Source organism: Candidatus Phaeomarinobacter ectocarpi (assembly GCF_000689395.1).
GTDB classification, from domain to species: Bacteria; Pseudomonadota; Alphaproteobacteria; order CGMCC-115125; family CGMCC-115125; genus Pyruvatibacter; species Pyruvatibacter ectocarpi.
In genome coordinates this window covers 960,766-986,702 of record NZ_HG966617.1, presented here as the reverse complement: position 1 = coordinate 986,702, position 25,937 = coordinate 960,766, and the positions used below count along the sequence as shown (strand labels likewise).

At 56.8% G+C, this 25,937-nt stretch carries 25 protein-coding genes and 1 tRNA gene; 10 read left to right on the top strand and 16 right to left on the bottom strand.

The window, feature by feature from the left end:
- The first annotated feature begins 21 nt into the window (after positions 1–21).
- From BN1012_RS04675 to BN1012_RS04665, 3 genes are all read left to right on the top strand, one after another.
- Positions 22–1,146: a DUF2817 domain-containing protein gene (locus BN1012_RS04675; protein ID WP_052534592.1), complete on the top strand. Its 1,125-nt coding sequence runs from the start codon at positions 22–24 to the stop codon at positions 1,144–1,146.
- Between the two features lie 79 nt (positions 1,147–1,225).
- Entirely contained in the window at positions 1,226–1,915 is a 690-nt protein-coding gene (locus BN1012_RS04670; protein ID WP_043950647.1) for an HAD family hydrolase, read from the top strand.
- A gap of 113 nt (positions 1,916–2,028) precedes the next feature.
- Positions 2,029–2,103 (top strand) — tRNA-Val (locus BN1012_RS04665).
- A 26-nt stretch (positions 2,104–2,129) separates the two neighbouring features.
- Here BN1012_RS04665 and BN1012_RS04660 read toward each other — a convergent pair.
- From BN1012_RS04660 to BN1012_RS04635, 6 genes are all read right to left on the bottom strand, one after another.
- Positions 2,130–2,738 (bottom strand): DUF937 domain-containing protein, encoded by a 609-nt coding sequence (locus BN1012_RS04660; protein WP_043948723.1) that lies wholly within the window; start codon positions 2,736–2,738, stop codon positions 2,130–2,132.
- Positions 2,739–2,774: 36 nt separating this feature from the next.
- On the bottom strand, positions 2,775–4,457 hold the full coding sequence (locus BN1012_RS04655; protein ID WP_043948722.1) for an ArnT family glycosyltransferase: 1,683 nt from the start codon (positions 4,455–4,457) through the stop codon (positions 2,775–2,777).
- 57 nt (positions 4,458–4,514) lie between these two features.
- Entirely contained in the window at positions 4,515–5,471 is a 957-nt protein-coding gene (locus tag BN1012_RS04650) for an alpha/beta hydrolase (protein WP_043948721.1), read from the bottom strand.
- Positions 5,472–5,474: 3 nt separating this feature from the next.
- Positions 5,475–6,065 (bottom strand): uracil-DNA glycosylase family protein, encoded by a 591-nt coding sequence (locus BN1012_RS04645; protein WP_043948720.1) that lies wholly within the window; start codon positions 6,063–6,065, stop codon positions 5,475–5,477.
- Positions 6,066–6,070: 5 nt separating this feature from the next.
- Complete coding sequence (locus tag BN1012_RS04640) at positions 6,071–7,219, bottom strand: acyl-CoA dehydrogenase family protein (RefSeq protein ID WP_043948719.1); 1,149 nt, start codon at positions 7,217–7,219, stop codon at positions 6,071–6,073.
- 123 nt (positions 7,220–7,342) lie between these two features.
- Positions 7,343–7,867, bottom strand: a complete 525-nt coding sequence (locus tag BN1012_RS04635; protein ID WP_043948718.1) for a PAS domain-containing protein — start codon at positions 7,865–7,867, stop codon at positions 7,343–7,345.
- Positions 7,868–7,973: 106 nt separating this feature from the next.
- Here BN1012_RS04635 and BN1012_RS04630 point away from each other — a divergent pair, with 106 nt between their 5' ends.
- Both BN1012_RS04630 and BN1012_RS04625 read left to right on the top strand, forming a co-directional pair.
- Complete coding sequence (locus tag BN1012_RS04630) at positions 7,974–8,408, top strand: PaaI family thioesterase (RefSeq protein WP_043948717.1); 435 nt, start codon at positions 7,974–7,976, stop codon at positions 8,406–8,408.
- 4 nt (positions 8,409–8,412) lie between these two features.
- Entirely contained in the window at positions 8,413–9,459 is a 1,047-nt protein-coding gene (locus BN1012_RS04625; RefSeq protein ID WP_043948716.1) for an LLM class flavin-dependent oxidoreductase, read from the top strand.
- Here the strand turns inward: BN1012_RS04625 and BN1012_RS04620 are convergent.
- Positions 9,456–10,709 (bottom strand): NupC/NupG family nucleoside CNT transporter, encoded by a 1,254-nt coding sequence (locus BN1012_RS04620; RefSeq protein ID WP_043948715.1) that lies wholly within the window; start codon positions 10,707–10,709, stop codon positions 9,456–9,458. The genes BN1012_RS04625 and BN1012_RS04620 overlap by 4 nt on opposite strands.
- Positions 10,710–10,890: 181 nt before the next feature.
- On the opposite strand from BN1012_RS04620, the gene BN1012_RS04615 reads away from it, so the two are divergent.
- The gene (locus tag BN1012_RS04615) at positions 10,891–11,793 is read left to right on the top strand and encodes an SDR family NAD(P)-dependent oxidoreductase (RefSeq protein WP_043950646.1); all 903 of its coding nucleotides are present in this window, start codon (positions 10,891–10,893) and stop codon (positions 11,791–11,793) included.
- 40 nt (positions 11,794–11,833) lie between these two features.
- Here BN1012_RS04615 and BN1012_RS04610 read toward each other — a convergent pair whose 3' ends face one another.
- From BN1012_RS04610 to BN1012_RS04590, 5 genes are all read right to left on the bottom strand, one after another.
- Positions 11,834–13,711, bottom strand: coding sequence for an ATP-binding protein (locus BN1012_RS04610; protein WP_052534590.1), 1,878 nt, complete (start codon positions 13,709–13,711; stop codon positions 11,834–11,836).
- 108 nt (positions 13,712–13,819) lie between these two features.
- Positions 13,820–15,028, bottom strand: coding sequence for an acyl-CoA dehydrogenase family protein (locus BN1012_RS04605; RefSeq protein WP_043948714.1), 1,209 nt, complete (start codon positions 15,026–15,028; stop codon positions 13,820–13,822).
- A 26-nt stretch (positions 15,029–15,054) separates the two neighbouring features.
- Positions 15,055–15,372 carry a putative quinol monooxygenase gene (locus BN1012_RS04600; protein WP_043948713.1) on the bottom strand — a complete coding sequence of 106 codons (318 nt, stop codon included), beginning with the start codon at positions 15,370–15,372 and terminating at the stop codon, positions 15,055–15,057.
- Between the two features lie 26 nt (positions 15,373–15,398).
- Positions 15,399–15,695: a putative quinol monooxygenase gene (locus BN1012_RS04595; RefSeq protein ID WP_043948712.1), complete on the bottom strand. Its 297-nt coding sequence runs from the start codon at positions 15,693–15,695 to the stop codon at positions 15,399–15,401.
- A 152-nt stretch (positions 15,696–15,847) separates the two neighbouring features.
- The gene (locus BN1012_RS04590; RefSeq protein WP_043948711.1) at positions 15,848–16,651 is read right to left on the bottom strand and encodes a crotonase/enoyl-CoA hydratase family protein; all 804 of its coding nucleotides are present in this window, start codon (positions 16,649–16,651) and stop codon (positions 15,848–15,850) included.
- Positions 16,652–16,810: 159 nt separating this feature from the next.
- Between BN1012_RS04590 and BN1012_RS04585 the strand changes: the two genes are divergently transcribed.
- On the top strand, positions 16,811–18,214 hold the full coding sequence (locus tag BN1012_RS04585; RefSeq protein WP_145973419.1) for a sensor histidine kinase: 1,404 nt from the start codon (positions 16,811–16,813) through the stop codon (positions 18,212–18,214).
- A 15-nt stretch (positions 18,215–18,229) separates the two neighbouring features.
- On the opposite strand, the gene BN1012_RS04580 is transcribed toward BN1012_RS04585, so the two are convergent.
- From BN1012_RS04580 to BN1012_RS04570, 3 genes are all read right to left on the bottom strand, one after another.
- Positions 18,230–18,937 (bottom strand): SDR family NAD(P)-dependent oxidoreductase, encoded by a 708-nt coding sequence (locus BN1012_RS04580; protein ID WP_043948710.1) that lies wholly within the window; start codon positions 18,935–18,937, stop codon positions 18,230–18,232.
- A gap of 93 nt (positions 18,938–19,030) precedes the next feature.
- A complete protein-coding gene (locus BN1012_RS04575; RefSeq protein WP_043948709.1) occupies positions 19,031–20,158 on the bottom strand; it encodes an acyl-CoA dehydrogenase family protein in 1,128 nt (375 codons plus the stop codon).
- A 156-nt stretch (positions 20,159–20,314) separates the two neighbouring features.
- Positions 20,315–21,502, bottom strand: a complete 1,188-nt coding sequence (locus tag BN1012_RS04570) for an acyl-CoA dehydrogenase family protein (protein ID WP_043948708.1) — start codon at positions 21,500–21,502, stop codon at positions 20,315–20,317.
- A gap of 269 nt (positions 21,503–21,771) precedes the next feature.
- On the opposite strand from BN1012_RS04570, the gene BN1012_RS04565 reads away from it, so the two are divergent.
- Positions 21,772–22,590, top strand: a complete 819-nt coding sequence (locus tag BN1012_RS04565; RefSeq protein WP_043948707.1) for an adenosylcobinamide-GDP ribazoletransferase — start codon at positions 21,772–21,774, stop codon at positions 22,588–22,590.
- Here the strand turns inward: BN1012_RS04565 and cobA are convergent.
- Positions 22,540–23,442, bottom strand: a complete 903-nt coding sequence (gene cobA, locus BN1012_RS04560; RefSeq protein ID WP_420887274.1) for a uroporphyrinogen-III C-methyltransferase — start codon at positions 23,440–23,442, stop codon at positions 22,540–22,542. The genes BN1012_RS04565 and cobA overlap by 51 nt on opposite strands.
- 167 nt (positions 23,443–23,609) lie before the next feature.
- Between cobA and BN1012_RS04555 the strand changes: the two genes are divergently transcribed.
- Complete coding sequence (locus BN1012_RS04555; protein WP_052534583.1) at positions 23,610–24,335, top strand: retropepsin-like aspartic protease family protein; 726 nt, start codon at positions 23,610–23,612, stop codon at positions 24,333–24,335.
- 100 nt (positions 24,336–24,435) lie between these two features.
- Positions 24,436–25,935 carry a phosphomannomutase/phosphoglucomutase gene (locus tag BN1012_RS04550; RefSeq protein ID WP_043948706.1) on the top strand — a complete coding sequence of 500 codons (1,500 nt, stop codon included), beginning with the start codon at positions 24,436–24,438 and terminating at the stop codon, positions 25,933–25,935.
- Positions 25,936–25,937: the final 2 nt, after the last annotated feature.

Genomic DNA, 25,937 nt, shown 5'->3' with positions numbered 1-25,937 from the left:
CACCCAAGCGAGAAATCTGTTGTGAGCCCGGCCGCTTCTCCGTTTTCCGGCAGCTACCACGAGGCGCGCGAGAAGTTCATTCTTGCGGCATCCAATGCTGCCGCTCACGTTGCGGCCATTGAACATCCCCTCACCGGCCCGGCGGGCGAAACCCTGGCCATTGATGTCGGCTGGCTGGGGCCAGAAGACGCATCCACCGTATTGCTTTGTCTCAGTGGAGTTCATGGTGCGGAAGGGTATGCAGGGTCAGCAGCACAGATCGCCTGGTTAAACAGCGCTGCACCGCAGAACCTGCCGCGGGATACCGCTGTTCTCCTGGTGCATGGGGTCAACCCTTGGGGTTTTGCCTATGGTTTGCGCGGTACCGAGGACAACATCGACATAAACCGCAACTGGCTAGACCATTCCCGGCCCCATCCCGCGAACCCGCTTTACGAGCAGATACATGCCGTTCTGTGCCCCGATGACCTTTCAGCAAACAGTGTCGACGCCATGCTCGAAGCAGGCGGCCGGTTCGTCGAGCAACATGGGCAATGGGCGCTGGAAGATGCGATCAGTCGGGGACAATACACACATGCCGACGGTTATCACTTCGGCGGCACTTCCCTTTCATGGTCCACGCAACACCTCCAGCGCATTGTGGCCACCTACCTTGGCCATGCGAAAAAAGTTGCCTATGTCGACTTTCATTCCGGGCCTGTCGGTGACGGTGAAACCATTTTTCTTTGTTTCAGTGAGCCGACCAGCGCTGCGCACAAGCGGGCCGGCTTATGGTGGGGTCAAGATGCCCTCATGCCTGCCAATGTCGAAAAACAGTGGGGCTCGCGGCGCCCGACGCGCCACGGCATTGTCTTCTGGGGGCTGGAGCAACTGCTGAAGGACCAGGCCGACATCACTGGTGCTGTCGTTGAATTTTGCTCTGCAAAATCCCGCTCTGATGTGCGGTATGTCATGCGGGTTCCAATGGTGGAGCGTTGGATGCGCTTTGTGGGTGGTCTGGATGCCCCTGAGGCACCGGGATATCTGCAGGAAATTCGTGAAAACTACGCGCCGCAGCGGGGTAGATGGGAACGCAAAGTGGCTGCGGGCGGAGTTGATGTGCTCAACAAAGCCATCACGGGAGCCGGCAATTGGTCCGCTGACTGAGCGCATTGCGGTCCCACGCGGTAAAAGGCCACGCCATATCCACATTGCCTAGACGTTACTGTCATGGCACATGCAGACCATGACAGTTACACCAACAATCCTCTTCGATCTTGATGGCACCCTGGCAGACACAGCGCTGGACCTGACAGAAACCATGAATGTGGTTCTCGCAAGGCATGGACGCGCCCGTGTTCCCCATGAGCGGGTCCGTGAAATGGTTGGCGGCGGCGCGCGAAAAATCATGGAGCGCGGTTTTGCCTATACAGGCGAACCAGCCAGCGAAGACTTGCTGGATCAGCTGTTTGCGGAGTTTCTCGACTACTATGGAGACCATCTCGCTGATCACACGCAGATATTTGATGGTCTTGTGCCAGCCCTCGAGACCCTTGAGCAACGCGGTTACAAACTCGGCGTTGTGACAAACAAGGTCGAGGGACTATCGCTGGAAGTCATCAAGTTGCTTGGGCTTGATACATTCTTCCCGGTCCTGATTGGGGGCGACACCCTGCCGGTCCGCAAACCGGACCCCACGCCGATCTTTGAGGCCGTGTCGCGGCTCAAGGGAGATCGTGCATGCACTGTCATGGTGGGTGACAGTCCCTTCGACATAGATGCTGCAAAAAACGCTGGCGTCGGATCAATCGCCGTTTCTTTCGGCTACACGCACGTTCCCCCGGGCGAAATGGGTGCGGACCGTCTGATTGACCACTATGACGAATTCCTGCCCGCGCTGGACAGTCTTCTCGGCGAACTGCAATCGGCCCGATAGCGAGGCAGATTGCCTTGCTTGACTTTGCCTGACCACAAATCTAGAACGCCTTTCCCTGCGGGCGGGTTGAGCAATTTGCTCACTTTCCGTCACACAAGAGAACGTTGAATGTCGGGCGCGTAGCTCAGTGGGAGAGCACTGTGTTCACACCGCAGGGGTCGCTGGTTCAATCCCAGCCGCGCCCACCATTCAACACACTGACCGCAGGCATGGCTTAGCGCTTGAAGAAGCCGCCGATCACATCATCCAGCATCGAGCCGTCACCATCGCGATCAAGCGCTGAAGTCAACAAATCGGCTGCCTTGCTTCCTCCCGATTTGCTCCCGCCGCCGGTGATGCTGTCCATTACGCCGCCGACCAACGACCCGAGGCTGCCTGAATCAGCTTCGCCCTCATAGGCTCGCCCCCCGCCAGCCTGCTTGCTAAGTGCGCCCATGACCATGCTGGCAACAACGGGGAGCATTTTCTTCAGAACATCATCGCTGATGCCCGTCTTTGCTGATGCACGGGCGGCAAGCTGACGGCTAACATCTTTGGATCCAAGGACATGGCCAAGAATACCATTGCCTTCCTCGACGGCCTGCGACGACGCCACTTTCGCAGGGTTATCCAGATACTGATCATGGCTGCCCCCCGCCAGTGCGCCCATCAGTGACGCGAGACCGCCTTCCTGCGCTGTATTGCGCTTTACGCCAGCTGTGAGTGCTGGCACCAAAGCGCTAAGAGCGTTTTTCGTCTGGCTGCTGTCCAGGCCAAACTGCCGTGCCAAGACGTCGGTGGACTGACCCTGCTGGGCTTCCATCAGTATGTTCATCAGGCTCATCGCTTATTGACCTTTCGTCGCCGGTTGTCTCGAACCCTATCGGGCTTTCAGGAGATAAGCTGTAAGGCTGACAGCGTCTCCTCGTGAATAATTCAGACCACTGACAGTCAATTTACGTGTGGGAGTGATGCCAAGCCTGGCAGCCTCCTGAAAGAATGCGGCTTCCTCGCGCATTTCCACAAGCGCTATTTCAGCTTCACCCTGGGCAAGTGCTCCTGCCGCTGCCACGCCATCTGTCAGACGGGTTTCCGTACCAAGAGCAAATACGAGGCTCGGTTCCGAGAAACCGGCGGACACGACGCGCAGGCCGGTGAGCCCATTTTCTTCCAATGCCTGCGCGGTGCGGTCTGCAACCCACAAAGGATCCACGCGCGGGCGCGCAAATTCAAGCAGCGCCACGGAAAAAGCAATGCCGGTGACAGCGATCGCCAGGACAACGCCAGACGCCCGCGCTCGCCATGCCTGTGCAAGTACCTGCACAGCCATCGCAGCAAAAATGCCGGCGCCGACGACCGGCCACGGCCCGGGCTCCACAGCCGTGCCTTCAGGCAACAACACAGGCAGCGCAACAATGGCCACAGCCAGGATGGTCGCCACCACCCCCCATACCACGATGTTTGTGCGCGCCAATCTGGTTCTGAGCAGTTGCGGGTGCCTCAGGGCCGCCGCAAGCAAAGCGGCCACTATGATGGCCAGCGCCGGGTAAACTGGCAGCACATAATGCGGCAATTTGGTTGGAACGATTTCAAACACAATCCAGTTCGGGATGATCCAGGCGGCGAGGAACATAACAGCTGCTGATCGCCGCTCTCCCCATGCCTTCGTGATCGCCGGTATCAACATCAGATTTGCAGGGAAAAATGTCAGCAGCAGTAGCAGGGTGTAGTACCCAAAGGGCGCGCCGTGGCTTTCCTGCCCGCCCGCAAGCTTGGGTAGAAAGTCTCCGCCCACAGCTTCACCAAAAAAAGACCCATTGGTGGAAAACCAGACACTGGCAGCCCACGGGACAGTAAGCACCAGGACCAGCAATCCGCCGCGCACGGGGCGCAGCAAAAAGACCCATTTGATCTCGCGGGTCGCAATCACCAGTGCGGCAAGCGTCAGGCCACTGATCATCGGCGCAATTGGTCCCTTGAGAAGGATGCCAACTGACATTGCCACCCAAAACAGCACAGCGTTGCCGAGCCCCGGATCCAATCGCGACGGTTCCCGTGCCAACCAAACACGTGCGAGAGAAAGCTGAGCGACCATGATCGATGCTGCGAGCGCGGCATCTGTTTTTGCAATATTTGCCTCTGCAACCAGCACCACCGACGTGGCGATGAGTGTGCCAGCCATCAATCCCGCACGCGGCCCGTAAAACAACGCAGCCAGACGCCAGGTCAGAAGAACTGTGAGAATGGCTGCGACGAATGACGGGATGCGGAAAGCCCAGATTCCAGGATGACCATTGGGGTCGTTCAGGCCCGCGAGACTGGCCACGCCTGACGTGGCTGCCTGCGCCCAATAGATCGCCACAGGCTTCTTGGCACGCAAGTCGTCCTGAAAATGCGGCACCATGTAGTCGCCGGTTTCATGCATCTGCACGGTTGCCTGCGCAAAGCGTGCCTCGTCGCGATCCAGCGCGGGAAGTGTGAACAGGCCTGGCAGATAAAGCGCAAGGCACAGCAGCAAAAGAGCCGTGACCGGTCGTTTCTCAACAGCATTGAAGAAAGGCATGGGCGGGCGCTTTTCAGACAGGTGTCACGCAGATGAACTATGGGGCACTTAATGCCCTCATTTTGGCGGCAAAGCCACCTCTTCCAAGGACGGAAGGGCGGCATCAGGGTCAGTAATCCAAGCCTTAATATCCTCGTAGACTGTTTCGCGCTGAAGGTCTCGCAGCAGCATGTGCCACCCGTTTTGATACCGCACGAAGCGTTTTGGGCCGGGAAGCTGGGCTATGACGGCCTCAACCGGTGCCGCTGGCACAATTTCATCTTTTTCACCAAACAGAATCAGGGTTGGATTATCAACCTGAGCTGCCGCCTCAAAGGCGTCATCCATGAGGGTAACAAGACCATAAATCGCGTCCACCCGCGTTTCGCGGATCATGCGTTTGTCGCGGCTCAAGGCACGTAGCATCTCGATGTTGTCTGATGGCCACAGGCGCAGCCCCTCGCCTGTCAGGTAGTACCATGGTGCGACATGCGCCACCGTCCACAAGGTGGCCCGGTAAACAGGATTGAGTTGAGACCACCCCCAAAAAGCAGGGCCGGAGAGAACAAGCCCCTCAATGGGCAGATCGTGACGTGACGCTGCAACAGTTGAAACTGCTCCTCCCATGCTCACCCCAAGGAGGTAGATGGGCGTCTGTGGAGCCTGCCTGTGGACGGCTTGCACAAGCGTCGCCACATCATCTGCCAATGCATCCGTGCCCGCCCAGCGCCCGCGATTGGGTGTGTTGCCGAAGCCACGCTGATCAAGGGCGATGAGTGTGACTCCGCGATCAGCAAACCATGGACCCGCCATATGAAATGCGTTCGCGTAGTCGTTAAATCCGTGTACCGCGACAATGATCGCTCGAGGGTCGTCGGCAACGTAACGACGCAAGGCAATCTCTCGCCCGTCGGCTGTTATCAGTTCGTCGGGTTTCAGGACGGGATCAGCGATCGCCGGTCCAGGCAAATCAAGGCGAGGTGCGCAGGCGGCAAGCCCAATCATCAACGCTGCAAAAAGACCGTTGGCGCGCATGACTCAGACTCGCTTTGCGACTTCCGCCCGCAACACGGGCAGGACATCCGCTTCAAACCAGGGGTTTTTCTTCAGCCATGTATTGTTGCGCCATGAGGGGTGTGGGAGCGTGATTGCAGACGGCATGTACTCGCGCCATGCGGCCACTGTTTCAGTCACTGTTTTTTTGCGCTCTGTGCCCAGATGCCATGCCTGTGCGTATGTGCCGATAATGATGGTGAAGTCGATTTTTCCAAGCGTCTCAAACAGCTGCTTTCGCCATAGTTTTGCACACCGTTTGAGCGGCGGCTTGTCGCCGCCCTTGGCATCCAGCCCGGGAAAGCAAAATCCCATGGGGACAATCGCAATACGGCTTTCGTCATAAAAGGTGTCTCGATCAATACCCAGCCAATCCCGCAAACGGTCGCCGGACGGGTCATCAAATGGTATGCCGCTCGCATGCACCCGGGTTCCCGGTGCCTGGCCGACGATGCAAATGCGCGCGCTGGTGCTGGCGCGCAGAACCGGCCTGGGATCATGGGGCAGATCGTCCGCGCACGCCGTACATGCGCGGATGTCCTTCAACAGATTCTGAACAGCGGCCTCATCAGCCATACAGATCAGCCTGCTTCACGCAGCATGTTGCGTGCAATCACAACCTGCTGAATCTGGCTGGTGCCCTCATAGAGCCGGAAAATGCGGACATCGCGGTAAAGCCGCTCAATGCCATAGTCGGTGATGTAGCCTGCGCCGCCATAAATCTGCACCGCACGGTCCGCGACGCGGCCGACCATCTCGGAGCAGAAATACTTGGAGCACGACGCTTCGGTGCCAATGTCTTCACCGGCGTCACGACGCTTTGCGGCGTCCATTACCATGCAGCGTCCGGCGTAAGCTTCCGTCTTAGAATCCGCCAGCATGCCCTGCACCAACTGAAACTCGCCAATGGGCTGGCCGAACTGTTTGCGCTCAGACGCATATTCCACGCAGTCGGCAATCAGACGTTCAGCGACGCCGACACACACAGCAGATATGTGAAGACGCCCGCGTTCGAGAATTTGCATGGCATTGATGAAACCCATGCCTTCATCGCCAAGGCGAAGACGCGCTGGTACGCGGACATTGTCAAAGTTGATGTCACAGATGTGCGCGCCCTGCTGACCCATTTTCTTCTCCGGCTTCCCCAGAGAAATGCCCGGCAGGTCGGAGGGCACGATGAAGGACGATACGCCCTTGGCGCCCTTCACGTCCGGATTGGTCCGGGCCATCAGCGTAAAGATATGTGCCTTGTTGGCATTGGTGATGTAGCGCTTGGTGCCGTTGATGACGTATTCGTCGCCGTCGCGAATGGCTGTGCACCTCACCGAACCGGCATCAGAGCCAGCCTCAGGCTCCGTCAGCGCAAAACTTGCAATGATTTCGCCGGATGCCAGCCCAGGGAGCCATTCCTGTTTTTGTTCATCTGACCCGAACATCACAATGCCCTGGCTGCCAATGCCGACATTTGTTCCGAATACAGAGCGGAAGGCCGGAGACGTGCGACCCATTTCAAACATGGTCAGGCACTCGTCTTCCATGGACAGGCCAAGGCCGCCGAATTCCTCCGGGATCGCCAATCCAAAGAGGCCCAACTCTTTCATTTCCTGAATGATGTCATCAGGCACCGCATCATTTTCAGCCACCTGATCTTCCAGTGGGCGCAATCGTTCACGCACGAAGCGGGACACGGAATCAAGGAGCTGTTGGCGGGTTTCTGCGTCGAGAGACATGATCGGGGAACCTTCCGGCGGACGTATGGTGAATTAGGCAGAGCATTGCGTTCGGCGGGAGAGTATCTATCGCCCCACCGCACGTCAAAACGCATTGCATAGCTCTGAAGCGCGTTTGCCTATCTAAAGATAGACCACGGCGGCCATCAGGCGATCCACATGCTCGCCGGTCTCGGTAAAGGGAAGATAGATGGCTTCAAAGTCTCGATACCCCTTGCCTATGATGGCCAGGGTACCCCCAGCAGCCACGGGAGCCTTCTGGGCACAGATGCTGCGATAGAAGCCCATCATGACTTCAGAGTAGCTTTCGCCGAAGCCGGAGAGGTCTGACACAAGGGTGCCGGTCAGATTGGCATCATGGGTTTCAGCGCTGTGCCCACCGATCAACCGATACCGGAAATCCTGAGGTACCGCTGCGTCATCCAGCGTGCCATCGGGCCAGATCACATCAATCAGCACGATGTTTGGCAGCAATTCTCGCAACACTGCCGGGTCTATCAGATGTGCATGTGGCAGCGATCCCTGGCTTGCGTTCGATTGCCAGAATGCAAGGGCGCTCTTGGTTTGGGCCTGCTCCAATGCATCCACCGGCTTGATACGCGCCGGGGTTGACGTGGATTCATCAGATTTGGACTTTCCGTCTGGCAAACATCACCTGCACGCAAAATTCGGACATCTTGGTTGGCTGCCCTGCCCTCTGTGATATGACAGCCGCCATTGAGAAAACACTAACTTGAACAAGAGAATTAGCATCATGGATTTTACACCACCGGCAGGCCTTGAAGGCTGGGAAAAGTGGGGCTCAGATGAGCCTTACGAAGATATGGCCGGTCCATTCTTCTACCAGCGCACACCCCAAGGCGTTGTGTCTGCTTTCAAGGTAGAGCCCAAGCACCTGAATGGCGGCAATGCCATCCATGGCGGCATGCTGATGACCTTTGCAGACTATGCCTTGTTCACCATCGCGCTGGATGAGTTGACCGATACACACGCTGTGACAATCGCCCTCAACGGCGAATTCACGGCCGCGGGTCCCTCCATGGGCTTTGTTTATGCATCCGGAGAAGTCGTGCGGGAGACCGGCAGCATGATTTTTGTGCGCGGAACAATAAATGCTGATGATGCCCGAACAGGACCAACACTGCTAAACTTCAGCGGCATCGTGAAGAAATTGAAAAAGCGCAGCTAATCAAATGCACCAGCCCCTGTTATCGATACTCGACCAGTCTCCTATTCGCGCCGGCGGCACTGCTGCCCAGGCGCTGGGTGACACCATCGACCTTGCCAAGCGCTGCGATGCATTGGGGTATCACCGTTACTGGGTGGCTGAGCATCACAACACCAAATCCTTCGCCGGATCAGCTCCGGAAGTCCTCATAGCGCGGCTGGCGGCGGAAACCACAACTATGCGCATCGGGTCTGGTGGCGTGATGATGCCGCACTATTCTCCGCTCAAGGTAGCAGAAACGTTTCGGCTTCTTGAGACGCTCTATCCCGGACGCATTGATCTGGGTCTGGGCAGGGCTGCCGGTGCAGAACCACGCACAACAGCTGCATTGATGCCGGGCCCCAAAGCCTATCCGCTTGAAGTGTTCCCACAGCAGGTACAACTGCTCACCCAGTTCCTTGAAGACTCAACAGGGCTTGAAGGTGAAGCTGGCGGGTTTCCAGAAGATCACCCCTATCGGGGCATTCATGCTGCTCCCATGGGACCCGGCGTCCCGGATATGTGGCTGCTTGGCTCAGGTGGCGACAGCGCCATGCATGCGGCCCAGTTCGGCTTGAGCTATTGCTACGCGCATTTTATCAATCCGGAATCGCCCGACCGTGCGTTTGAGACATATCGCAGACACTTCCGCCCCTCCCGCACGCTAAAAGCCCCGCGCGCCTCCATGGGCGTGTCGGTCATGGTGGCGGAAACAGAAGACGAAGCGCGCCGGATCTGCGCAAGCCGCAATCTTTGGGTGCTGTGGATGATGCAGGGCAAGCCGGGCCCCTTCCCGACAATCGAAGACGCACTTTCCTATCCGTACACGGATGAGGAACGAGAAATCATCAAGGGCATTGAAGCTCGAGGAATGACTGGCACGCCTGAACAGGTCAAGGATCAGCTGCTCACTTTGGCGAGTGAACATGACGTTGAAGAATTCGCTCTTGTGACAATCACCTATGATCATGTCCATCGGGTGCGGTCCTATGAGCTTCTTGCAGATGCGTTTGCTCTTGCAAAAGCCGCTTAGGACACGACACCAACCACAGCGCCGGTCATGCATGTTGCCAGTGTCCCGGCAACAAATGCTTTGCCAGCAAGGCCGATGATTTCATCGCGGCGTTCAGGAACCAGATTGGTCAACCCGCCAATCATGATTCCAACTGAGCCGGGATTTGCAAACCCACACAGCGCATAGACCATGATGAGCTGAGAGCGCTCAGACAGAGCGCCCGGTTCCAGGTTGGTAAGCGCGAGATAGGCAAGAAACTCATTCAGCACCGTTTTGATGCCCATCAGGGACCCGGCATTGCCAGTTTCACTCCATGGGATGCCCATGGCCCAGACGATGGGGGCAAACAGCCAGCCGAACACACGTTCCAGAGTCAAAGGTGCGCCAGCGACATCCGGCAGAACCCCAAGTGTAATGTCCGCAAGTGCCACCAGCGCTACAGCCACGATGAGCATTGCCGCGATAGCGAGCATCAATTGCAGTCCGCTGGTTGTTCCCTGCACGACAGCATCCATGCTGCCGCGGTACTCAAGGCTCGGCACATCATCGCCTACAGATGTGCCCTGCGTCGTCTCAGGAACCATGATGCGCGCGATGATGATGGCGGCAGGTAGTGAGATGAATGACGCTGCAATGATATGGCCAAGCGCGCCGTCAACCCGCGCGCCGATAACGCTGGCATAAAGGACCAGTACCGTGCCGGCCACCGTCGCGAGCCCGACCGACATCAATGCGAATAGCTCCGAGCGCGAAAGGCGTGCCAGATAAGGCCGGATGAGGATGGGCGCCTCGACCATGCCCATGAAAACGTTTGCGCCAGATGCCAGCCCCAGCGCACCACCGATATTTAATGTACGACGCAGGACCGCCGAAAGCGCGCCAATGACTATCGGCAAGATGCGCCAGTGCCACAGCAGGGCCGCCAATGCAGAGACCACCAGAACAATGGGAAGGGACTGAAATGCCAAGCTGAAGCCAGCGGCCGGGTTGGTCACATCAAAGGGGGCATCCCCCCCGCCGATATATCCAAAGACAAAAGATGTTCCAGCGCGTGTGGCCGCCATTAAGGCATCGACAAGCCCGTTCAGGGAGAGCATGGCCTGGTGGGCAAATGGTACGCGTAGAAACAAAAGGGCGATGACCAGTTGGGCTATCAAGCCTGCCAGGACGGTTTTCCAAGCGAAAATTTGCCGATTCTCACTCAAGCACCACGCCAACCCAACAAACACCAGCAGGCCAAAAAGGCTCTGCAGCCCCAAAAAATCCATAGATAAGGTCCCCGGATTGCCTCGCCCTTTATCAGAGGGGCGAATTTAGTCATAGGCGTTCAGCTTGACCCCACATGGCGGGCATTGCAAAACCTCCCCAGCATTTTTGCGGTGCCCGTGCCGGGTGCTGCACCCCCTCAACAACTCAGGCATATCGGCCAAAAAGAGGATCAATCAGAACATGACTATTTCGTTCGAAGGTAAGGTTGCAATCGTAACCGGTGCAGGCGGTGGCCTTGGCCGGTGTCACGCTCTTGAGCTCGCCCGTCGCGGTGCCAAGGTCGTGGTCAACGATCTTGGTGGGTCAGTGGATGGCTCAGGCGGATCATCTGAAGCGGCTGACAAGGTTGTGGAAGAAATCAAAGCCCTTGGTGCTGAAGCTATTTCCAATGGCTCAAGCGTCACTGACGACGCCGGTGTAGCAAACCTCGTCAAGCAGACGATGGACGCATTCGGACGCATCGACATTCTCATCAACAATGCCGGCATCCTGCGCGACAAAAGCTTCGCGAAGATGGACCAGAAAGACTGGGATCTGGTTGTTGATGTGCACCTTGCAGGTTCTGCCAAGGCAACCAAGGCTGTCTGGCCCATCATGAAAGAGCAGCAGTATGGCCGCATCATGATGACGTCTTCGTCCTCAGGTCTTTACGGCAACTTTGGCCAGGCCAACTACGGCGCTGCCAAGCTTGGGCTTGCTGGCCTAATGAACACGCTCAAGATTGAAGGCCAGAAGGACAACATCAAGGTCAACACGCTGGCACCTGTTGCCTTTACGCGTATGACCGAAAACCTGATGCCACCCGAAGCAGAAGCCATGCTGAAGCCGGAATTCGTATCTCCCGGTGTGATGATCCTCGTCAGCGACGATGCACCAACAGGTACCATCCTGTGCGCAGGTGCCGGCGTCTTCGCAGCCGCCCAGGTTGTGGAAGCCGATGGCGTTTATGTAGGCCGTGATAACCTGACAGCTGAGAAGGTTCTGGAAAACTGGGATCAGATCACCGACTTCTCGAACTCCAAGCCCTTCTTCATGGGTGGCGAGCAGACGGGCAAGTTCTTTGAAAAGGCCTCCGGCAAGTAAGCCAACAGCCTGATCAAGACATCAAGCAGCCGCGTGTGCCTTAGGCATGCGCGGCTGTTTTGTCTTCTGTGGCAGGGTCGTCTCCGGTGACGCGACGAATTTCAGCCTGCAGCAGTGCAGTATCAAGCGGCTTCGACACATATCCATCAAAGCCTTGTTCAAGATACGACTCGCGTTGCCCCGCCATCGCGTTTGCGGTAATCGCAAGAACTGGAATTTTGCCTCTACCACTTGGCAACTTCCGGATTTCCGCAGTCGCGGTGATGCCATCCATGACTGGCATCTGGACGTCCATCAGCACCACATCGAAGTTTCCGTACGCCACGGCATCAACGGCCTGACGCCCGTTCTCAACAATCTCATACTGATAGCCAAAACGCTCTATGAAGGCGCGCATGAGTTTCTGGTTGATGGGGTGATCATCGGCGACAAGCACACGCAGCGGCCCGTCAGCAACATCCAGGGCATCGTCAAGACTTGTCTCGGTTTTGGTGTGGACTTCCGCTTCCTCGGTCGGAACGTACGCCGCGAAAAACCGACAGGGAATTTCGACCACGAATGTCGAACCTTTGCCGACCTCACTCTCCACATGAATGGTGCCGCCCATCAGGTGAGCAAACTCCTGGCACAAGGTTAGCCCAAGCCCTGACCCACCATAGCTCCGAGAGGTGGAGGCATCTGCTTGTGTGAATTTCTCAAAAATGCGCTTCTGAGCCTCAGGAGGAATACCTGGACCAGAATCGGAAACTTCGAAGCGAAGCCGTCCGTCAGCTGGCGCAAAGACCTTCACAGCAACGAAGCCGGACGACGTGAACTTGACTGCATTGCCCACAAGGTTCGTCAGAAGCTGCTGGACCTTTCGGCTATCCAACTCAGCACGAGCCGGGACTGATGGATCGACCTCCACCTTGAATTCAAGTCCCTCATCACGCGCACGCGGTGCCCAGAGGGATTCAATACCCTCAACAATACGTCGAGGGTCTTCCTCATCTGCATCAAGGGACATCCGACCGGCTTCGATGCGAGACAGGTCGAGCGTGTCGTTGAGAAGAGCCAGCAAGTTGTCACCGGATTCCACTATTGTCTGCGCGTAGATTTGCTGCTCGTCAGAAAGATCGCCGCGCTGAAGCATCTGAGCCATTCCAAGCATGCCATTCATCGGCGTACGGATTTCGTGACTCATCATTGCCAGAAACTCAGTCTTGGCCTTGTTTGCCTGGTCTGCGCGACGTCTGTCAGCTTCGGCAGCCCGACGCGCAATTTCCAGTTCGCCAATAAGTTCATCCTTGTCCGCCTGCACAACAAAGACGCGCCTGCTCAGACGCAAATTGGCAATCGTGCTGCGTGCCACCAGCATAACCAGGACAATGGCAAGGCCCGCGAGCGCAATGTCAGCCGGCCGGTCTGCATAGAAGGCTGGGACAAAGACAATCAATAGGCCGGGTACTGCCCCGCTGGTGATTGCAATTCTCGGTATTGCACCGTTCTGATTGGTGACAACCATGAGCGAGCCAGCCCAGGCAAGCAGCACGAGCGTCGTGCACATGGGATCGTTCGTACCCATGCCGAACAGCAGACCCGGTGCCCAGATCAAAAGAGTGCCAAGCGAGGCAAGCTGCAAAATCGAGGTGCGCCGGTGCACATTGCGGACTGATGTGCGCGTGCGGCTGAGCTTCAGCCGAACAACAGAAAAAGCAATTTCTGCGATCATCACAGCGACGGCCCAGATCATGGCTTCAAAGCCGAGACCTACTGACCAGAATGCGACAGCCAGCAGGCCTGCAAAAAGAACTGAGTTGAGGAGGTCCCACCTATGCACATCAAGATAGTTCTCGACGCCGGCAATAGCTTCGTCGAGTTCAGCCTTGGTGCGAGGCTTGCCCCACAGGGCATGGCGGAATGTATCCCAGCGCGTCATGTTGGGAATTATTGACGCTGACCGGTTAAAAATTTGATGGTGTACAAACAACAAAAAAGCCGAGGCAAACTGCTGCCCCGGCTTCATTTGTTAGCGAGTGGTTAAGACTTAGAGCCCCAACACGGCCTTTGCCATGATGTTGCGCTGGATTTCGTTTGACCCAGCGTAGATCGAAGCCTTCCGCAGACTGAAGTAGTAAGGGGCTGTGACCGGCGCGTAGTCCGGACCCACCACTTCTTCGTTCTTGAGCGCAAAAGTGTCCTCAACAAAAGGCATGCCGTAATAGCCGATGCCTTCGAGAGCCAGCTCGGATATCGCCTGCTGAAGCTCGGTGCCGCGGCATTTGAGCATGGACGATTCAGGACCCGGGTTCTGCCCATTGGACATCGCTGAGAAGATGCGCAGCTCTGTAAATTCCATCGCGCGGATCTGGGTCTCGATATCATTGACCTTGGCTTTGAAGTGCGGCTGCTCGGCCAACGTCTCACCATTGATCTTGGTATCGGCAGCGATCTTTTTCACCTTGCCAAGCGACCGGTAAAGACCGGGACCATATGCATTGCCACGCTCAAACTCGAGCAGGTATTTGGCGTAAGTCCAGCCTTTGTTCTCTTCGCCGATGAGGTTCTCTTTGGGGACCTTCACGTCTTCGAAGAACACTTGATTGATTTCCTGCTTGCCTTCAGCAGGACCATCCAGTGTGACCAGAGGTTCAACCTTTACGCCTGGCGAGTGCATGTCGATCAGAAGGAACGAAATGCCGTCCTGACGCTTTTCCATCTTCTTGGTGCGTACGAGGCAGAAAATCATGTCAGCGTGCTGTGCCTGAGTCGTCCAGATCTTGGAGCCGTTGCACAGATAGTGATCGCCCTTGTCCTCAGCCTTCATTTGCAATGATGCAAGGTCAGACCCGGAGCCCGGCTCAGAATATCCCTGACACCACCACACATTGGTGGCGAGAATATCCGGTAGATATTTCTTTTTCTGCTCTTCGGAGCCGAACTTCATGATAACCGGAGCAACCATGCGGATGCCGAATGGTACTACCAGCGGCACGCCGGCAGCTGACATTTCGCTGTCATAGATGAAGTGCTGGCTTGGGGTGAAACCCGGGCCGCCATGCTCCTCCGGCCAGTGCGTCGCAGCCCAGCCTTTCTCGTGCAGTCGCTTCTGCCACATGATGTGGTCTTCCTTGTCGAGATAGCCATTCTTGGTGAGTGACATCTTGCGACGAAGGTCATCGGTGAACGCTTCTGCGATAAAGGCGCGAACCTCTTCGCGGAATGCATTGTCTTCTTTTGAAAAACTGAGATCCATGGATCAGCTCCTAATTCGTATGCTGATTATCTGACGATATCAAAAAACTGGCTGTCAGGCGCACCAGCGACGAGACCCGCAAGCTTCGGCAGGCCTTCCTTCATGTGAGGCTGCTCGCGGTGACTATCGAGCGCAGCCTGATCAGCCCATTGCTCCATCACCACAAATTGAGTGTTCCCAGCCGCATCATCCGCTCGGTTGCGGTACAGGTCATACATCCTGCATCCAGGTTCGTGGGCGTGGACGCTAGCCCGCATGGCAAGAAAAATGTCTTCAAATTCCTTTTCCTTGCCAGCCAGAACCGGGATGCGCACCACGCCGCCCAATGTGCCGTCGAGAGCCATCAACTGCCTCCTTAAAACGCAGCGGCCTAAGCAACCTGGTCCAGATAATCAAGCACCGGCGCGCCGCCCAGAACCGCGCCAAGCTTGGGTCCAGCTGCTTTGAAGTGATCTGACTCACCGTGCGCCTTGAGGGCCGCGTCGTCCTTGTAGCGCTCCATGATCACATATTTCGAAGCGTCTGCTTTGGACTTGTACACGTCATACATTTCACAGCCTGGCTCATTTGCCAGCACCTGCTCGCGAAGGCCTTTGAAGACTTCTTCGAATTCAGCTTCCTTGCCAGACTGGATGGTGAGTGTTGCAACAATGCCAACTGCGGCCATGGTGTTCTCCCTTGGGATTTGTGTTGTTTTCAAAATTGTAAATTGCGTTGCGGGGACTTTATGTCCCTGACCGTCAGGGGGCAAATCCCCATGACGGCTATTATTTGGCAAAAATGCAAAGTGGATTGGCGCAGGTGCACGGTCGGCCTGACTTATTGACCCTTGTAGGTCGGCGTCCGCTTCTCGATAAATGCGGACACGGCCTCTGCATGATCATCTGTGTGGTGCGCCAGAGCCTGCATATTGGCCGACATGTCCATGATTTGGTCAAAAGTTGTGGTCATTCCCTGACGCATCAGCCGCTTGGTCATACGCAGCACGTGGGGCGGCTGTCCGGCCATTTTGTCGGCCAGTTTTCGGGCTTCGGCCATCAAGTCTTCATGTGGCACAACGCGGCTCACGAGGCCCCACTGGCAGGCTGTTTCAGCGTCTATTACGTCACCAGTGAAGAACAGTTCCGCAGCTCGTGCGGTGCCGATCACCCGTGGAAGCAACCAGGAACCACCATCCCCCGGCACCAGACCAATTTTGAGGAAAGTCGCGCCAAAAATGGCATTGTCTGATGCAATGCGCGTATCCGCGAGACATGCGACATCATTGCCCAGACCGATAGCCGGGCCATTCACAGCCGCGATCATGGGAACTTCGAGCGACCAGAGCGATTTCACGATCCGATGAATGCCCGTGTAATACCCCCGTGCAATGTCGACGCCGGGTCCGCCGAAGCTGCCGGCCTTTTCTTTCATGGCCTTGATATTGCCACCGGCAGAGAAGGCCTTGCCGGCGCCAGTCAGAATCACGGCCCGAATATCAATATTCGCATTGATCTGTTCAGCGGCAGCGGCGAATGCAGGCCCGTCTTCTGCTTCGCCCAGAGCGTTGCGGCTGTCCGGCCGATTGATGGTCAAAGTGGCCACGTGGCCATCAACGTCGAGAAGCAGCGGCGAAGCGGTCATAGATTTTTCCTCTGGGTTTTTGCCGGAAAATTGCAGGATGCGTGCGCTCAAACGCGCGTCAGCGAAGCGGTTGTTAACACATTACAGGCATACTGACGAAGTTAGGGCAGGCTTTCGAGCACTGCCCATTTGTAAATCAATTTCCTGGAGCGACAGGTCGTGACCTTGTCCCCTACCCATATTTCGCGAAGCGCGACACGCTCGCAGCTGGATTATTTCGTCCAGAACATGGCGTCATCCGGCAAAGTCGTGCCTCTTATGATGGCCGGTGTCGCTGGTATCCTGGTTTTCTGGACGACGCCGCTGGCAGCCGCGCTTTGGTTCGTAGTGACCGCTGGTAGCTACGTGGCCTTCTACTATGTGGCAAAAGCCAAGCAGCCGCCGGCAAATCAGCCTGAGGCGTTCGAGCGATGGTCGAAGACTGTCGTTCGCCTCAATCTTTTCTCTGAACTGAGCTGGGCATCGATGGTGCTGTGGTTCTGGGTACCCGGAGACGTGCTCAACAACGCATTCCTGCTCGGCGTTATGGCCGCCCATCTGGCAATGGCTGTCGGTCATTCCTCAATCTATTTGCCATTGATGTACTCGTCCTTGTTTGTGCCTGCAGCAGCCCTGGTATTTCGGCCTGTTTTGAGCGGCGACCCCCTGCTGATGGCCGTCGGCTGTGTTGCGGCGGTCTACACCTATTTCCTCTATTCAATGGCCAAAGGCATCAACAAGACGTCGACTGACATGTTGACCTTAAGGGATGAGAAAGACGCACTCATCGCGAAGCTTGAGACGGAAAAGACAACCGCTGAACACGCGCGCACGGAAGCCGAAGAAGCGAGCCAGACAAAGTCGGCGTTCCTGGCAAGCATCAGTCACGAACTGCGCACACCCTTGAATGCCATCATCGGCTTCTCGGATGTGATGCGCGGTGAAACCTTCGGCGAACTCGGGCATGACAACTACAAGCAATATGCAGAAGACATTCACGGGAGCGGTCGCCATCTGCTCTCGTTGATCGATGACGTGCTGGATTTGGCACGTATCGAAGCTGGACGCCTGGAACTGACAGAAGAGCCCGTCGACCTCTCTGAAGTCGCCCGGGAATGCGCCCGCATGATCGAAATCCCGGCCGAGAAACGTGGCATCTCACTTGTTCTGGACGTGCCCAAGCACCATCCGCGCATCCTCGCGGACAATCGCGCGGTCCGTCAGCTTTGGCTCAATCTCATGTCCAACGCATTGAAATTTACGGATGACGGTGGGCGCCTAACTTTGTTTGCGAACATCCAGAGTGATGGTTCAATCGCCTTTGGCGTTGACGACACAGGCTGCGGAATGGATGACGATGAGCTTGCCCGTGTCATGGAAGCCTTTGCTCAAGGCAATTCCAAATCACGCACAGGCGAGCGCGGCACAGGCCTCGGCCTTGCGATCGTGAATGGCCTGGTCCACGCCCATGGTGGTTTCCTTGATCTTCAAAGCGCAGTTGGCCATGGCACGCGCGCAACAGCTGTACTCCCGCGGGCAAGGCTGATTCAAAACGAACTTCAGCCGGTGCGTGACATCGCCTAGGTGCAGGCCGGATAGCTACCAGTTCTCACCGAATGGTCTGATGATTGTATCAAAAGTCCATGTTGACCGCGGCTGATGCGCAACGCGAAAACACTCTTCAGCGATATCAACGGGCTTTGCGAAAAAATCGTCTGGCTGATCCGGCATGGCCTCACGTGCCCAGGGCACGTCAATAACCGCATCAATCGCCACATATGCTGCATGGACGCCCTTGGGACCAGCATCCCGTGCAACGCTTTCGAGTAGAATGCGTTGCGCTGCCTTGGTGGGCGCGAAGCCGGCAAAATTGGCTTTGCCACGATAAGCAGACGTGTTGCCGGTCGCCATCACAACACCCTCACCAGCCTTGATCATTGAGGGCACCACCTGCTGGCAGATGTTGAGCAATGCCATCACGTTGACCTGAAAATTACGCTCCAGAACCTCTGGTTTGATGTCGAGGAAGTTGCCAAAGGCACCCCCCACCGCGTTGTGAACAACGATGGATGGCGTGCCGAAATCTTCACTGACCGATTCTATCGTGCCTGCCAGGCCTGCGGCATCAGACACGTCGCACGCATATGCATGTGCGCCTGTCACCCTGCCCTCAATCTCACGAAGGCGGTCCTTGGATCGGGCCAGCATCGCGACTTCAAATCCTCCGACAGCAAACCTTTCTACCAGTGCAGCACCTGTTCCCGGGCCGACGCCTGTTACGAGGCAGACCTTCTTTTTCTCAGCCATTGTCTGATCCAATTCGATTGCTTCGCGTCAGTAGATACAAAAATGGCCGCTCCTGAAAGGAGCGGCCATTCTGAGTTTCTGTATTGCCAGGCCTTATGCAGCGTCGGCGTAGCGCTTGAGGTGATAATCGACGTTGCCCAGCTGGGTGTCGATCATGGTCAGGCGCTTGAAGTAGTGACCAACGCGCAATTCGTCCGTCATGCCCATGCCGCCGTGCAGCTGCACAGCCTGCTGGCCAACAAAGCGGCCTGCCTTGCCGATCTGCACCTTGGCGGCGGACGCCGCTTTCTTGCGCTCAACTTCGTCTTCACCAAGCTTCAGGTTGACCATGTAGCTGATGGACACTGACTGTTCGTGGTTCATGAACATGTCGACCATGCGGTGCTGCAGGACCTGGAACTTGCCGATCGGCATGCCGAACTGCTTGCGGGTCTTGCAATATTCAACGGTGTCATCGACCAGCATCTTCATGCAGCCACATGCTTCAGCAGCAAGAGCGGCGATGCTTTCGTCAGATACCTGCTCAACAAGCGGCAGGCCGTTGTCGACTTCGCCAATAACAGCGTCCGCACCGACCTTGACGTTTTCGAAAGTGATTTCCGACGCGCGTGAGCCATCGACGGTTGGGTAGTCACGTGTGGTGACACCGGTTGCCGATTTATCAACGATGAAGACCGTAACGCCCTTTTCGTCGCGCTGACCGCCCGACGTGCGGGCTGTGACGATGAGCTTGTCTGCCCAAGGACCACCAAGCACCACAGCCTTGTTGCCGTTGATCACAAAGCCGTCGCCATCTTTGGCGGCGGTTGTTGTGAGGTCCGCCAGGTTGTAGCGACCCTGAGGCTCTGCATATGCGAATGCCCAGATGGTTTCGCCTGCAATGATGCCTGGAATGTGCTCATCGATCTGAGCCGGCGTGCCGCGACGCAGGAAACCGCCCGCCTGCACCACTGTTGGAATAAACGGCTCGACAACGAGGCCCTTGCCGAATTCTTCCATCAGCACCATCACGTCGATGGGGCCGCCGCCAAGGCCGCCCTGCTCTTCGGAGAACGGCGCTGCAAGGAGGCCAAGCTCAGCCATCTGCTGCCAGTTCTCGCGGCTGAATCCTTCGTCGCTGGCTGTGATCTTACGGCGGGTATCAAAGTCGTACTTGTCCTGAACGAACCGTTCCACGGAGTTGCGCAGTAGGGTCTGTTCTTCGGAGAAGGAAAAATCCATTGCTCAGGCGTCCTTCCTGTTTTCAGGTTGTTTTACGCGGACCACTTGGACGCGGCCCGTCGAGTCAAAATGTGAATTCATATGATGTCTGTAGCCGGGAGGCGGTCGGACCATAAGCCCACCGCCTCCCGGAAACAAAACTGTTCGGCGTAGTGATTAGAGCCCCAGCACTGCTTTCGCAATGATGTTGCGCTGAATCTCGTTGGAACCGCCGTAAATCGACGTTTTCCGCATGTTGAAGTAGCCCTGCGAAGCACCCAGTGCGTAGTCCGGACCCGGCAGCTCGTTTGAACCTTCACCATTCGGCGCGGCGAACGGGTAGGCATAGTTGCCCACCGCTTCCACGGTCAGTTCTGTGATCCGCTGCTGGATCTCGGTACCCTTGATCTTGAGGATGGAGCTTTCCGGCCCCGGACCCTTGCCCTTGCTTTCCTGAGCCAGCGTCCGCAGCTCGGTGAATTCAAGAGACGTCAGGTCGATTTCAAGATCGGCAATCTTGCGCTTGAAGCTGTCCGTCTTGATGAGCGGCTCGCCATCCACGGTCTCAGCACCGGCAATGGTCTTGAGACGCTCAATCGCCTTCTTCGACCGTGCCACGCCGGCAATGCCGGAACGCTCGTTGCCAAGAAGGAACTTCGCATAGGTCCAGCCCTTGTTCTCTTCGCCGATCATGTTCTCAGCCGGTACACGCACGTCTTCAAGGAAGACCTCGTTCACCTCGTGGCCGCCATCAATGGTGATGATCGGGCGTACGGTGATGCCTGGCGTTTTCATGTCGATCAGGATGAAGGAGATACCTTCCTGCGCCTTCACTTCCGTGTCTGTGCGCACGAGACAGAACATCCAGTCAGCATGCTGGGCAAGTGTCGTCCAGGTCTTGCTGCCGTTGACGATATAATCGTCACCGTCACGCACGGCGCGGGTGCGCAGGCTGGCAAGGTCGGACCCTGAGCCCGGCTCTGAATAGCCCTGGCACCACCAGTCTTCACCGGAGAGGATGCGCGGCAGATACTTCGCCTTCTGCTCTTCGTTGCCGTAGTTGAAAATCACGGGGCCAACCATGGAGAGCCCGAATGGCAGCAGCGGAGATGTTTCCGCGCGGGCATTCTCTTCACCCCAGATGTAGCGCTGGGTGACGTTCCACTCGGTGCCGCCATATTCTTTTGGCCAGTGAGGAGCGACCCAACCTTTCTTGTGAAGCACCTTGTGCCAGGCAAGGATGTCTTCCTTGCTCATGTCCTGCCGTGATTTCTTTTCACGCAGGTATTCCGGGTAGTTTTCCTTGATGAACTCGCGAACTTCGTCGCGAAATGCCAGGTCTTCCGGGCTGAACTCAATATCCATGATACTCCCTCCAGGGCGCAGTGAGGCCGACCGTCCGCATTGAGGTTGCGGCCGCACCCATATGTCAAAAAGTGAACACGCGTCACCGTTGCGGGGATATTAGCTCCGATTGTGCGTGTTTCAAGAAAACTGACTCCCCTGCGCCTGTGTGGCGCATCCACCACCACCCCGCTAGGGTCACCTTGACGCGACGTTTTCTGTGATGCCAATTCATCACATAACTTACAATTATGTCGGTAATAGCCTTTGATGATGTCTGACTGCAAGCTATGAGCGATCCCTACCACGCCGCAGATGACGCTTGGACCATCAAAGCCTGGTGGCAGGATTTGCACTCGGCGGCCGCCACTCTGACCCGCCTGCCGCTCCCTCATCCACCTGCTGCCATGGCATTGGACCCACGGGTACGCCGGGCCTATCCCGTGATCGGCACCCTGATTGGGCTGGCAGCCGGTGGCGTGTTTTTCGCAGCACACGATGTAGGCCTGCCGCTAGCGGTTTGCACGGTTTTGAGTGTGGCGGCTCTTATTCTTATCGGTGGGCACATGGATGATCATGGGCAGCGCGCAGCCGGTCCTCTCCTCGTTGCTACGATGATCAAGCTTGCGGCGATCTATGTTATTGGCAATCCATCCACGCCGGATGGCGGGCCTCACATGGTGGTCGTCTCGCTTGCGGCGGCAGGTGCTCTTTCGCATGCCGCAGCGATTCTTTTTGAGCCCAATCCTCCAGAAGACGACGAAGATGCTGAAACTGGCGTGATGCCGACGCCAACCAATGTAGATCCAAAAGTTGTGATCCTGCCGCCGGACGGCACCGAAATTTCTGAAGAAGATATGGATGAGGGGAATGGTCGCGAGCTGGGCCCTGCCACCACCGCAATTATCATTGCCTTGCTTGTCGCGCTCTTTGCTCTTGGCATTCTGCCTGGTGCAGCGGCGGTTGGAGGGGCTGCCATTGGAGCCTGGGGAGCACCGCGCATGCTGGCGCGGGAGATTGAATCAGAGGTGCTGCCGCTGCCCCTGGCCTTGCAGCAATCAGGCGAGGTTTGGGCGCTGCTTGCTCTCGCCATCCTCATGAGCATCTGAGGCTTCAGCCAACGGATCAGGATGCAGTATCCGCCCTTCAGTAAGGGCGCCAAGCCAATCAAGGCCCTGTCTCAGACGCACCACCTCGCCGATGCAAATGATTGCAGGTGCCTCCATGCCAGCTGCTGCAACATCAGCAGCTGCACGGGCCAGTGTGGTTTCCAAGACCCGCTGATCGGGAGTTGAGGCATTGCTGACGACCGCAACCGGGTCCGTTGGCGCGCGTCCAGCCTCCAGGAATCGTTCCGCAATGACACCCAAGTGTTTCATGGCCATATACAGGACGATCACAGGTGACCCCTTGCCGATCGCCTGCCAGTCCATGCCATCCGGCACGTCGCCTGCCGCGCTGTGTCCCGTTACGAAGGTCACAACCTGATTGGTTTCCCGGTGTGTGACTGGAATCCCGGCATAGGCCAGGCCACCGGTGCCCGCGCTGACCCCAGGGATCACCCGAAATGGAATTTTCGCGCCGACCAGCGCCAGCGCCTCTTCGCCACCGCGCCCGAAAACAAACGGGTCACCGCCTTTAAGGCGCAGCACGCGCTTGCCTTCCCGCGCGAGCTCAATCAATCGATCTGAGATATCGCGTTGCTTGGGGCTGGGCTTGCCGCCACGCTTACCAGCAAAAACCAGCTCAGCCGTCGGTTTGGCCAATGCCAAAATGCGATTATCCACCAACGCGTCATATACAACGGCATCAGCTTCCGCGAGCCCATGCACCGTATGCAGGGTCAGCAATCCGGGATCACCTGGCCCTGCGCCTGCAAGCCAAACCCAGCCAGCCTCAAAGACCGGCAGGCCAAAGCGCTGCCGCATCTCGCCTGGCAAAACGCCGGCGGCTGGTCTCATCTGGGTAGGCCCACTTGTCAAAACGACACCTTAAACACACAAAAATCACGTGATACTATTTGTATCACAGTGTCAGACAGATAATAACTTGCGCTGATTGCTCCAAGTAAAATCGTAGTCTTTTGCTCATACTCTTGCCCACATTTATAGGCGATAGATGAACCTGTATGACCGGCCTCTTTGGGAGTGAAGAGATGTATCGCAATCAGTGGACCTGGATCGGTCTCGGCGGTTTGGCGATCAGCGCCGTTGTTCTGCTGCTGGTGGTGATGAACCCGGGCAGCCTGAATGACGAAAACGACCAGATGCGGCTGGTCTATCTTGTCCTTCTTCTGACGCTGGTTGGGTCATCCGTGATTGTCGGTTGGCGTGAGCGCGCTGGCCTCGCGCTCAAGCAGGCGCTTGTCTGGATCGCCATCGGCATTGTGCTGGTGGCCGCCTACTCCCTTCAAAACGAGTTCAAGATGCTGGGCCAAAGGCTCATGGGAGAAATTGTTCCTTCAAGTCCGGTTGAACAGAGCAATGGTGAAGTTTCTCTGCGCGCAAGCCGTGATGGTCACTTCCATGTTCAGGCATTGATCAACGGGACGAGCGTGAAACTGCTTGTGGATACCGGCGCGAGCGACGTGGCACTTTCAGCCTCGGATGCAGCCCGCTTGGGCGTCGACATATCGACGCTCAGATTTGACCGCCTGTACAACACAGCCAATGGCACCGTCCCTGGAGCACGCGTTGTGCTGGACGAAGTAAAGGTTGGCTCACTGACTGTCCGCAACGTGGATGCCTCTATCACCAAAGGGGATGGTCTGTCCCAGTCACTGCTTGGCATGTCTTTCCTGAGGGAACTAAGTGCAGTGCAATTTGATGGTGACCGTCTCATTCTGCGGCAGTAGGCAGATCAAAACGCGCGAAAAACAGCCGATGCGCCTTGGCATGCTGCGTGCTACTCCCTAGTCAACCACATTGCGTTTACCAGCCATACGAGGCCTGACCATGCTGCCCACTCCTCGCGCAGATATCGCGCCAAATACGCTCGACTATGAGAATGTTCCTCTCGTCGCCCCACAGGGGTTTCGGGAATACGACGCCCGTTGGCTGTTTGAAAAAGAAATCAACCTGTTGGGGGTACAGGCCCTCGGTCTTGGTCTTGGGACTTTGATCCACGAGCTCGGTGTCAAACCTGAAATTGCTGTTGGGCATGACTACCGCTCCTACTCCACAAGCATCAAGCAGGCGCTCATCACCGGTCTGCTTACGGCTGGTGTCAAAGTCCACGACATCGGCCTTGCGCTATCGCCCGTCGCGTATTTTTCACAATTTGCGTTGGACGTTCCATGCGTCGCGATGGTTACAGCCAGCCACAATGAGAACGGGTGGACCGGTGTGAAAATGGGTGCCAACCGTCCACTCACATTTGGCCCGGATGAAATGAGCCGTCTCAAGGAAATCGTGCTGGGCGGTGAGGGCAAATCCCGCGATGGTGGCGGCTATGCATATGTTGACGACATGCGGGACCGTTACATTGCAGATATGACAGATCGTCCAAAACTCAAGCGGAAGCTCAAAGTGGTTGCAGCGTGTGGCAATGGCACTGCGGGTGCCTTCATGCCCGATGTGCTGAAGGCGACCGGGGCGGAAATCATCCCTCTTGATTGCGAACTCGACCACACTTTCCCACGCTACAATCCGAACCCGGAAGACATGGAGATGCTTCATGCATTGCGCGATGCGGTGCTGGAGCATAAAGCAGATGTGGGGCTCGCATTTGATGGTGACGGAGACCGGTGCGGCGTAGTGGACAACACTGGTGAGGAAATCTTCGCGGACAAGGTTGGCGTCATGCTCGCGCGAGATCTTGCGCAACAGCACCCGAACGCGAAATTCGTTGTGGATGTGAAATCGACCGGCCTGTTTCTCACCGATCCCGTGTTGCAGAAACTTGGCGCAACGACCGACTACTGGAAGACCGGCCACTCTTACATCAAACGCCGCAGCCATGAGCTTGGCGCTCTGGTAGGCTTTGAAAAATCCGGCCACTATTTCTTCAACACCCCTATCGGGCGTGGCTATGACGACGGCTGTGTTGCTGCCCTTGCAGTGCTGGACATGCTGGAGCGTGCTCCCGACAGAAGCATGGCTGACCTCAAGAATGATCTCCCCAAGACATGGGGCTCGCCCACCATGTCGCCCCATTGTCCCGATGACAAAAAGTATGGCGTTGTCGACAAAGTGGTTGCGCACTACACAGCCAAATTTGTGGCGGGCGAAACATTGATGGGCCAGAAAATTCGTGACGTCGTCACGGTCAATGGCATTCGCCTGACACTGGAAGATGGCACCTGGGGTCTGGTACGCGCCTCATCGAACAAGCCAGGCTTGGTCGTTGTCGTGGAAAGCCCCGCATCCGAAGAAAATCTGCGTGCCATGTTTGAAGAGATCGATGGGGTGCTGTCTCAGCATCCTGAAGTCGGCGAATATGATCAGAAGCTTTGACC

Bases quoted from the DNA above. Each gene is read 5' to 3' on its own strand.
- BN1012_RS04555 (WP_052534583.1), top strand. From the start codon at position 23,610: ATGACCGGCCTCTTTGGGAGTGAAGAGATGTATCGCAATCAGTGGACC.
- BN1012_RS04550 (WP_043948706.1), top strand. From the start codon at position 24,436: ATGCTGCCCACTCCTCGCGCAGATATCGCGCCAAATACGCTCGACTAT.
- BN1012_RS04650 (WP_043948721.1), bottom strand. From the start codon at position 5,471: ATGCGCGCCAACGGTCTTTTTGCAGCGTTGATGATTGGGCTTGCCGCC.
- BN1012_RS04565 (WP_043948707.1), top strand. From the start codon at position 21,772: ATGAGCGATCCCTACCACGCCGCAGATGACGCTTGGACCATCAAAGCC.
- BN1012_RS04625 (WP_043948716.1), top strand. From the start codon at position 8,413: ATGCACCAGCCCCTGTTATCGATACTCGACCAGTCTCCTATTCGCGCC.
- BN1012_RS04615 (WP_043950646.1), top strand. From the start codon at position 10,891: ATGACTATTTCGTTCGAAGGTAAGGTTGCAATCGTAACCGGTGCAGGC.
- BN1012_RS04605 (WP_043948714.1), bottom strand. From the start codon at position 15,028: ATGGATCTCAGTTTTTCAAAAGAAGACAATGCATTCCGCGAAGAGGTT.
- BN1012_RS04620 (WP_043948715.1), bottom strand. From the start codon at position 10,709: ATGGATTTTTTGGGGCTGCAGAGCCTTTTTGGCCTGCTGGTGTTTGTT.
- BN1012_RS04670 (WP_043950647.1), top strand. From the start codon at position 1,226: ATGACAGTTACACCAACAATCCTCTTCGATCTTGATGGCACCCTGGCA.
- BN1012_RS04645 (WP_043948720.1), bottom strand. From the start codon at position 6,065: ATGGCTGATGAGGCCGCTGTTCAGAATCTGTTGAAGGACATCCGCGCA.
- cobA (WP_420887274.1), bottom strand. From the start codon at position 23,442: ATGAGACCAGCCGCCGGCGTTTTGCCAGGCGAGATGCGGCAGCGCTTT.
- BN1012_RS04660 (WP_043948723.1), bottom strand. From the start codon at position 2,738: ATGAGCCTGATGAACATACTGATGGAAGCCCAGCAGGGTCAGTCCACC.
- BN1012_RS04655 (WP_043948722.1), bottom strand. From the start codon at position 4,457: ATGCCTTTCTTCAATGCTGTTGAGAAACGACCGGTCACGGCTCTTTTG.
- BN1012_RS04590 (WP_043948711.1), bottom strand. From the start codon at position 16,651: ATGACCGCTTCGCCGCTGCTTCTCGACGTTGATGGCCACGTGGCCACT.
- BN1012_RS04580 (WP_043948710.1), bottom strand. From the start codon at position 18,937: ATGGCTGAGAAAAAGAAGGTCTGCCTCGTAACAGGCGTCGGCCCGGGA.
- BN1012_RS04640 (WP_043948719.1), bottom strand. From the start codon at position 7,219: ATGTCTCTCGACGCAGAAACCCGCCAACAGCTCCTTGATTCCGTGTCC.
- BN1012_RS04610 (WP_052534590.1), bottom strand. From the start codon at position 13,711: ATGACGCGCTGGGATACATTCCGCCATGCCCTGTGGGGCAAGCCTCGC.
- BN1012_RS04600 (WP_043948713.1), bottom strand. From the start codon at position 15,372: ATGGCTCTCGACGGCACATTGGGCGGCGTGGTGCGCATCCCGGTTCTG.
- BN1012_RS04575 (WP_043948709.1), bottom strand. From the start codon at position 20,158: ATGGATTTTTCCTTCTCCGAAGAACAGACCCTACTGCGCAACTCCGTG.
- BN1012_RS04570 (WP_043948708.1), bottom strand. From the start codon at position 21,502: ATGGATATTGAGTTCAGCCCGGAAGACCTGGCATTTCGCGACGAAGTT.
- BN1012_RS04595 (WP_043948712.1), bottom strand. From the start codon at position 15,695: ATGGCCGCAGTTGGCATTGTTGCAACACTCACCATCCAGTCTGGCAAG.
- BN1012_RS04630 (WP_043948717.1), top strand. From the start codon at position 7,974: ATGGATTTTACACCACCGGCAGGCCTTGAAGGCTGGGAAAAGTGGGGC.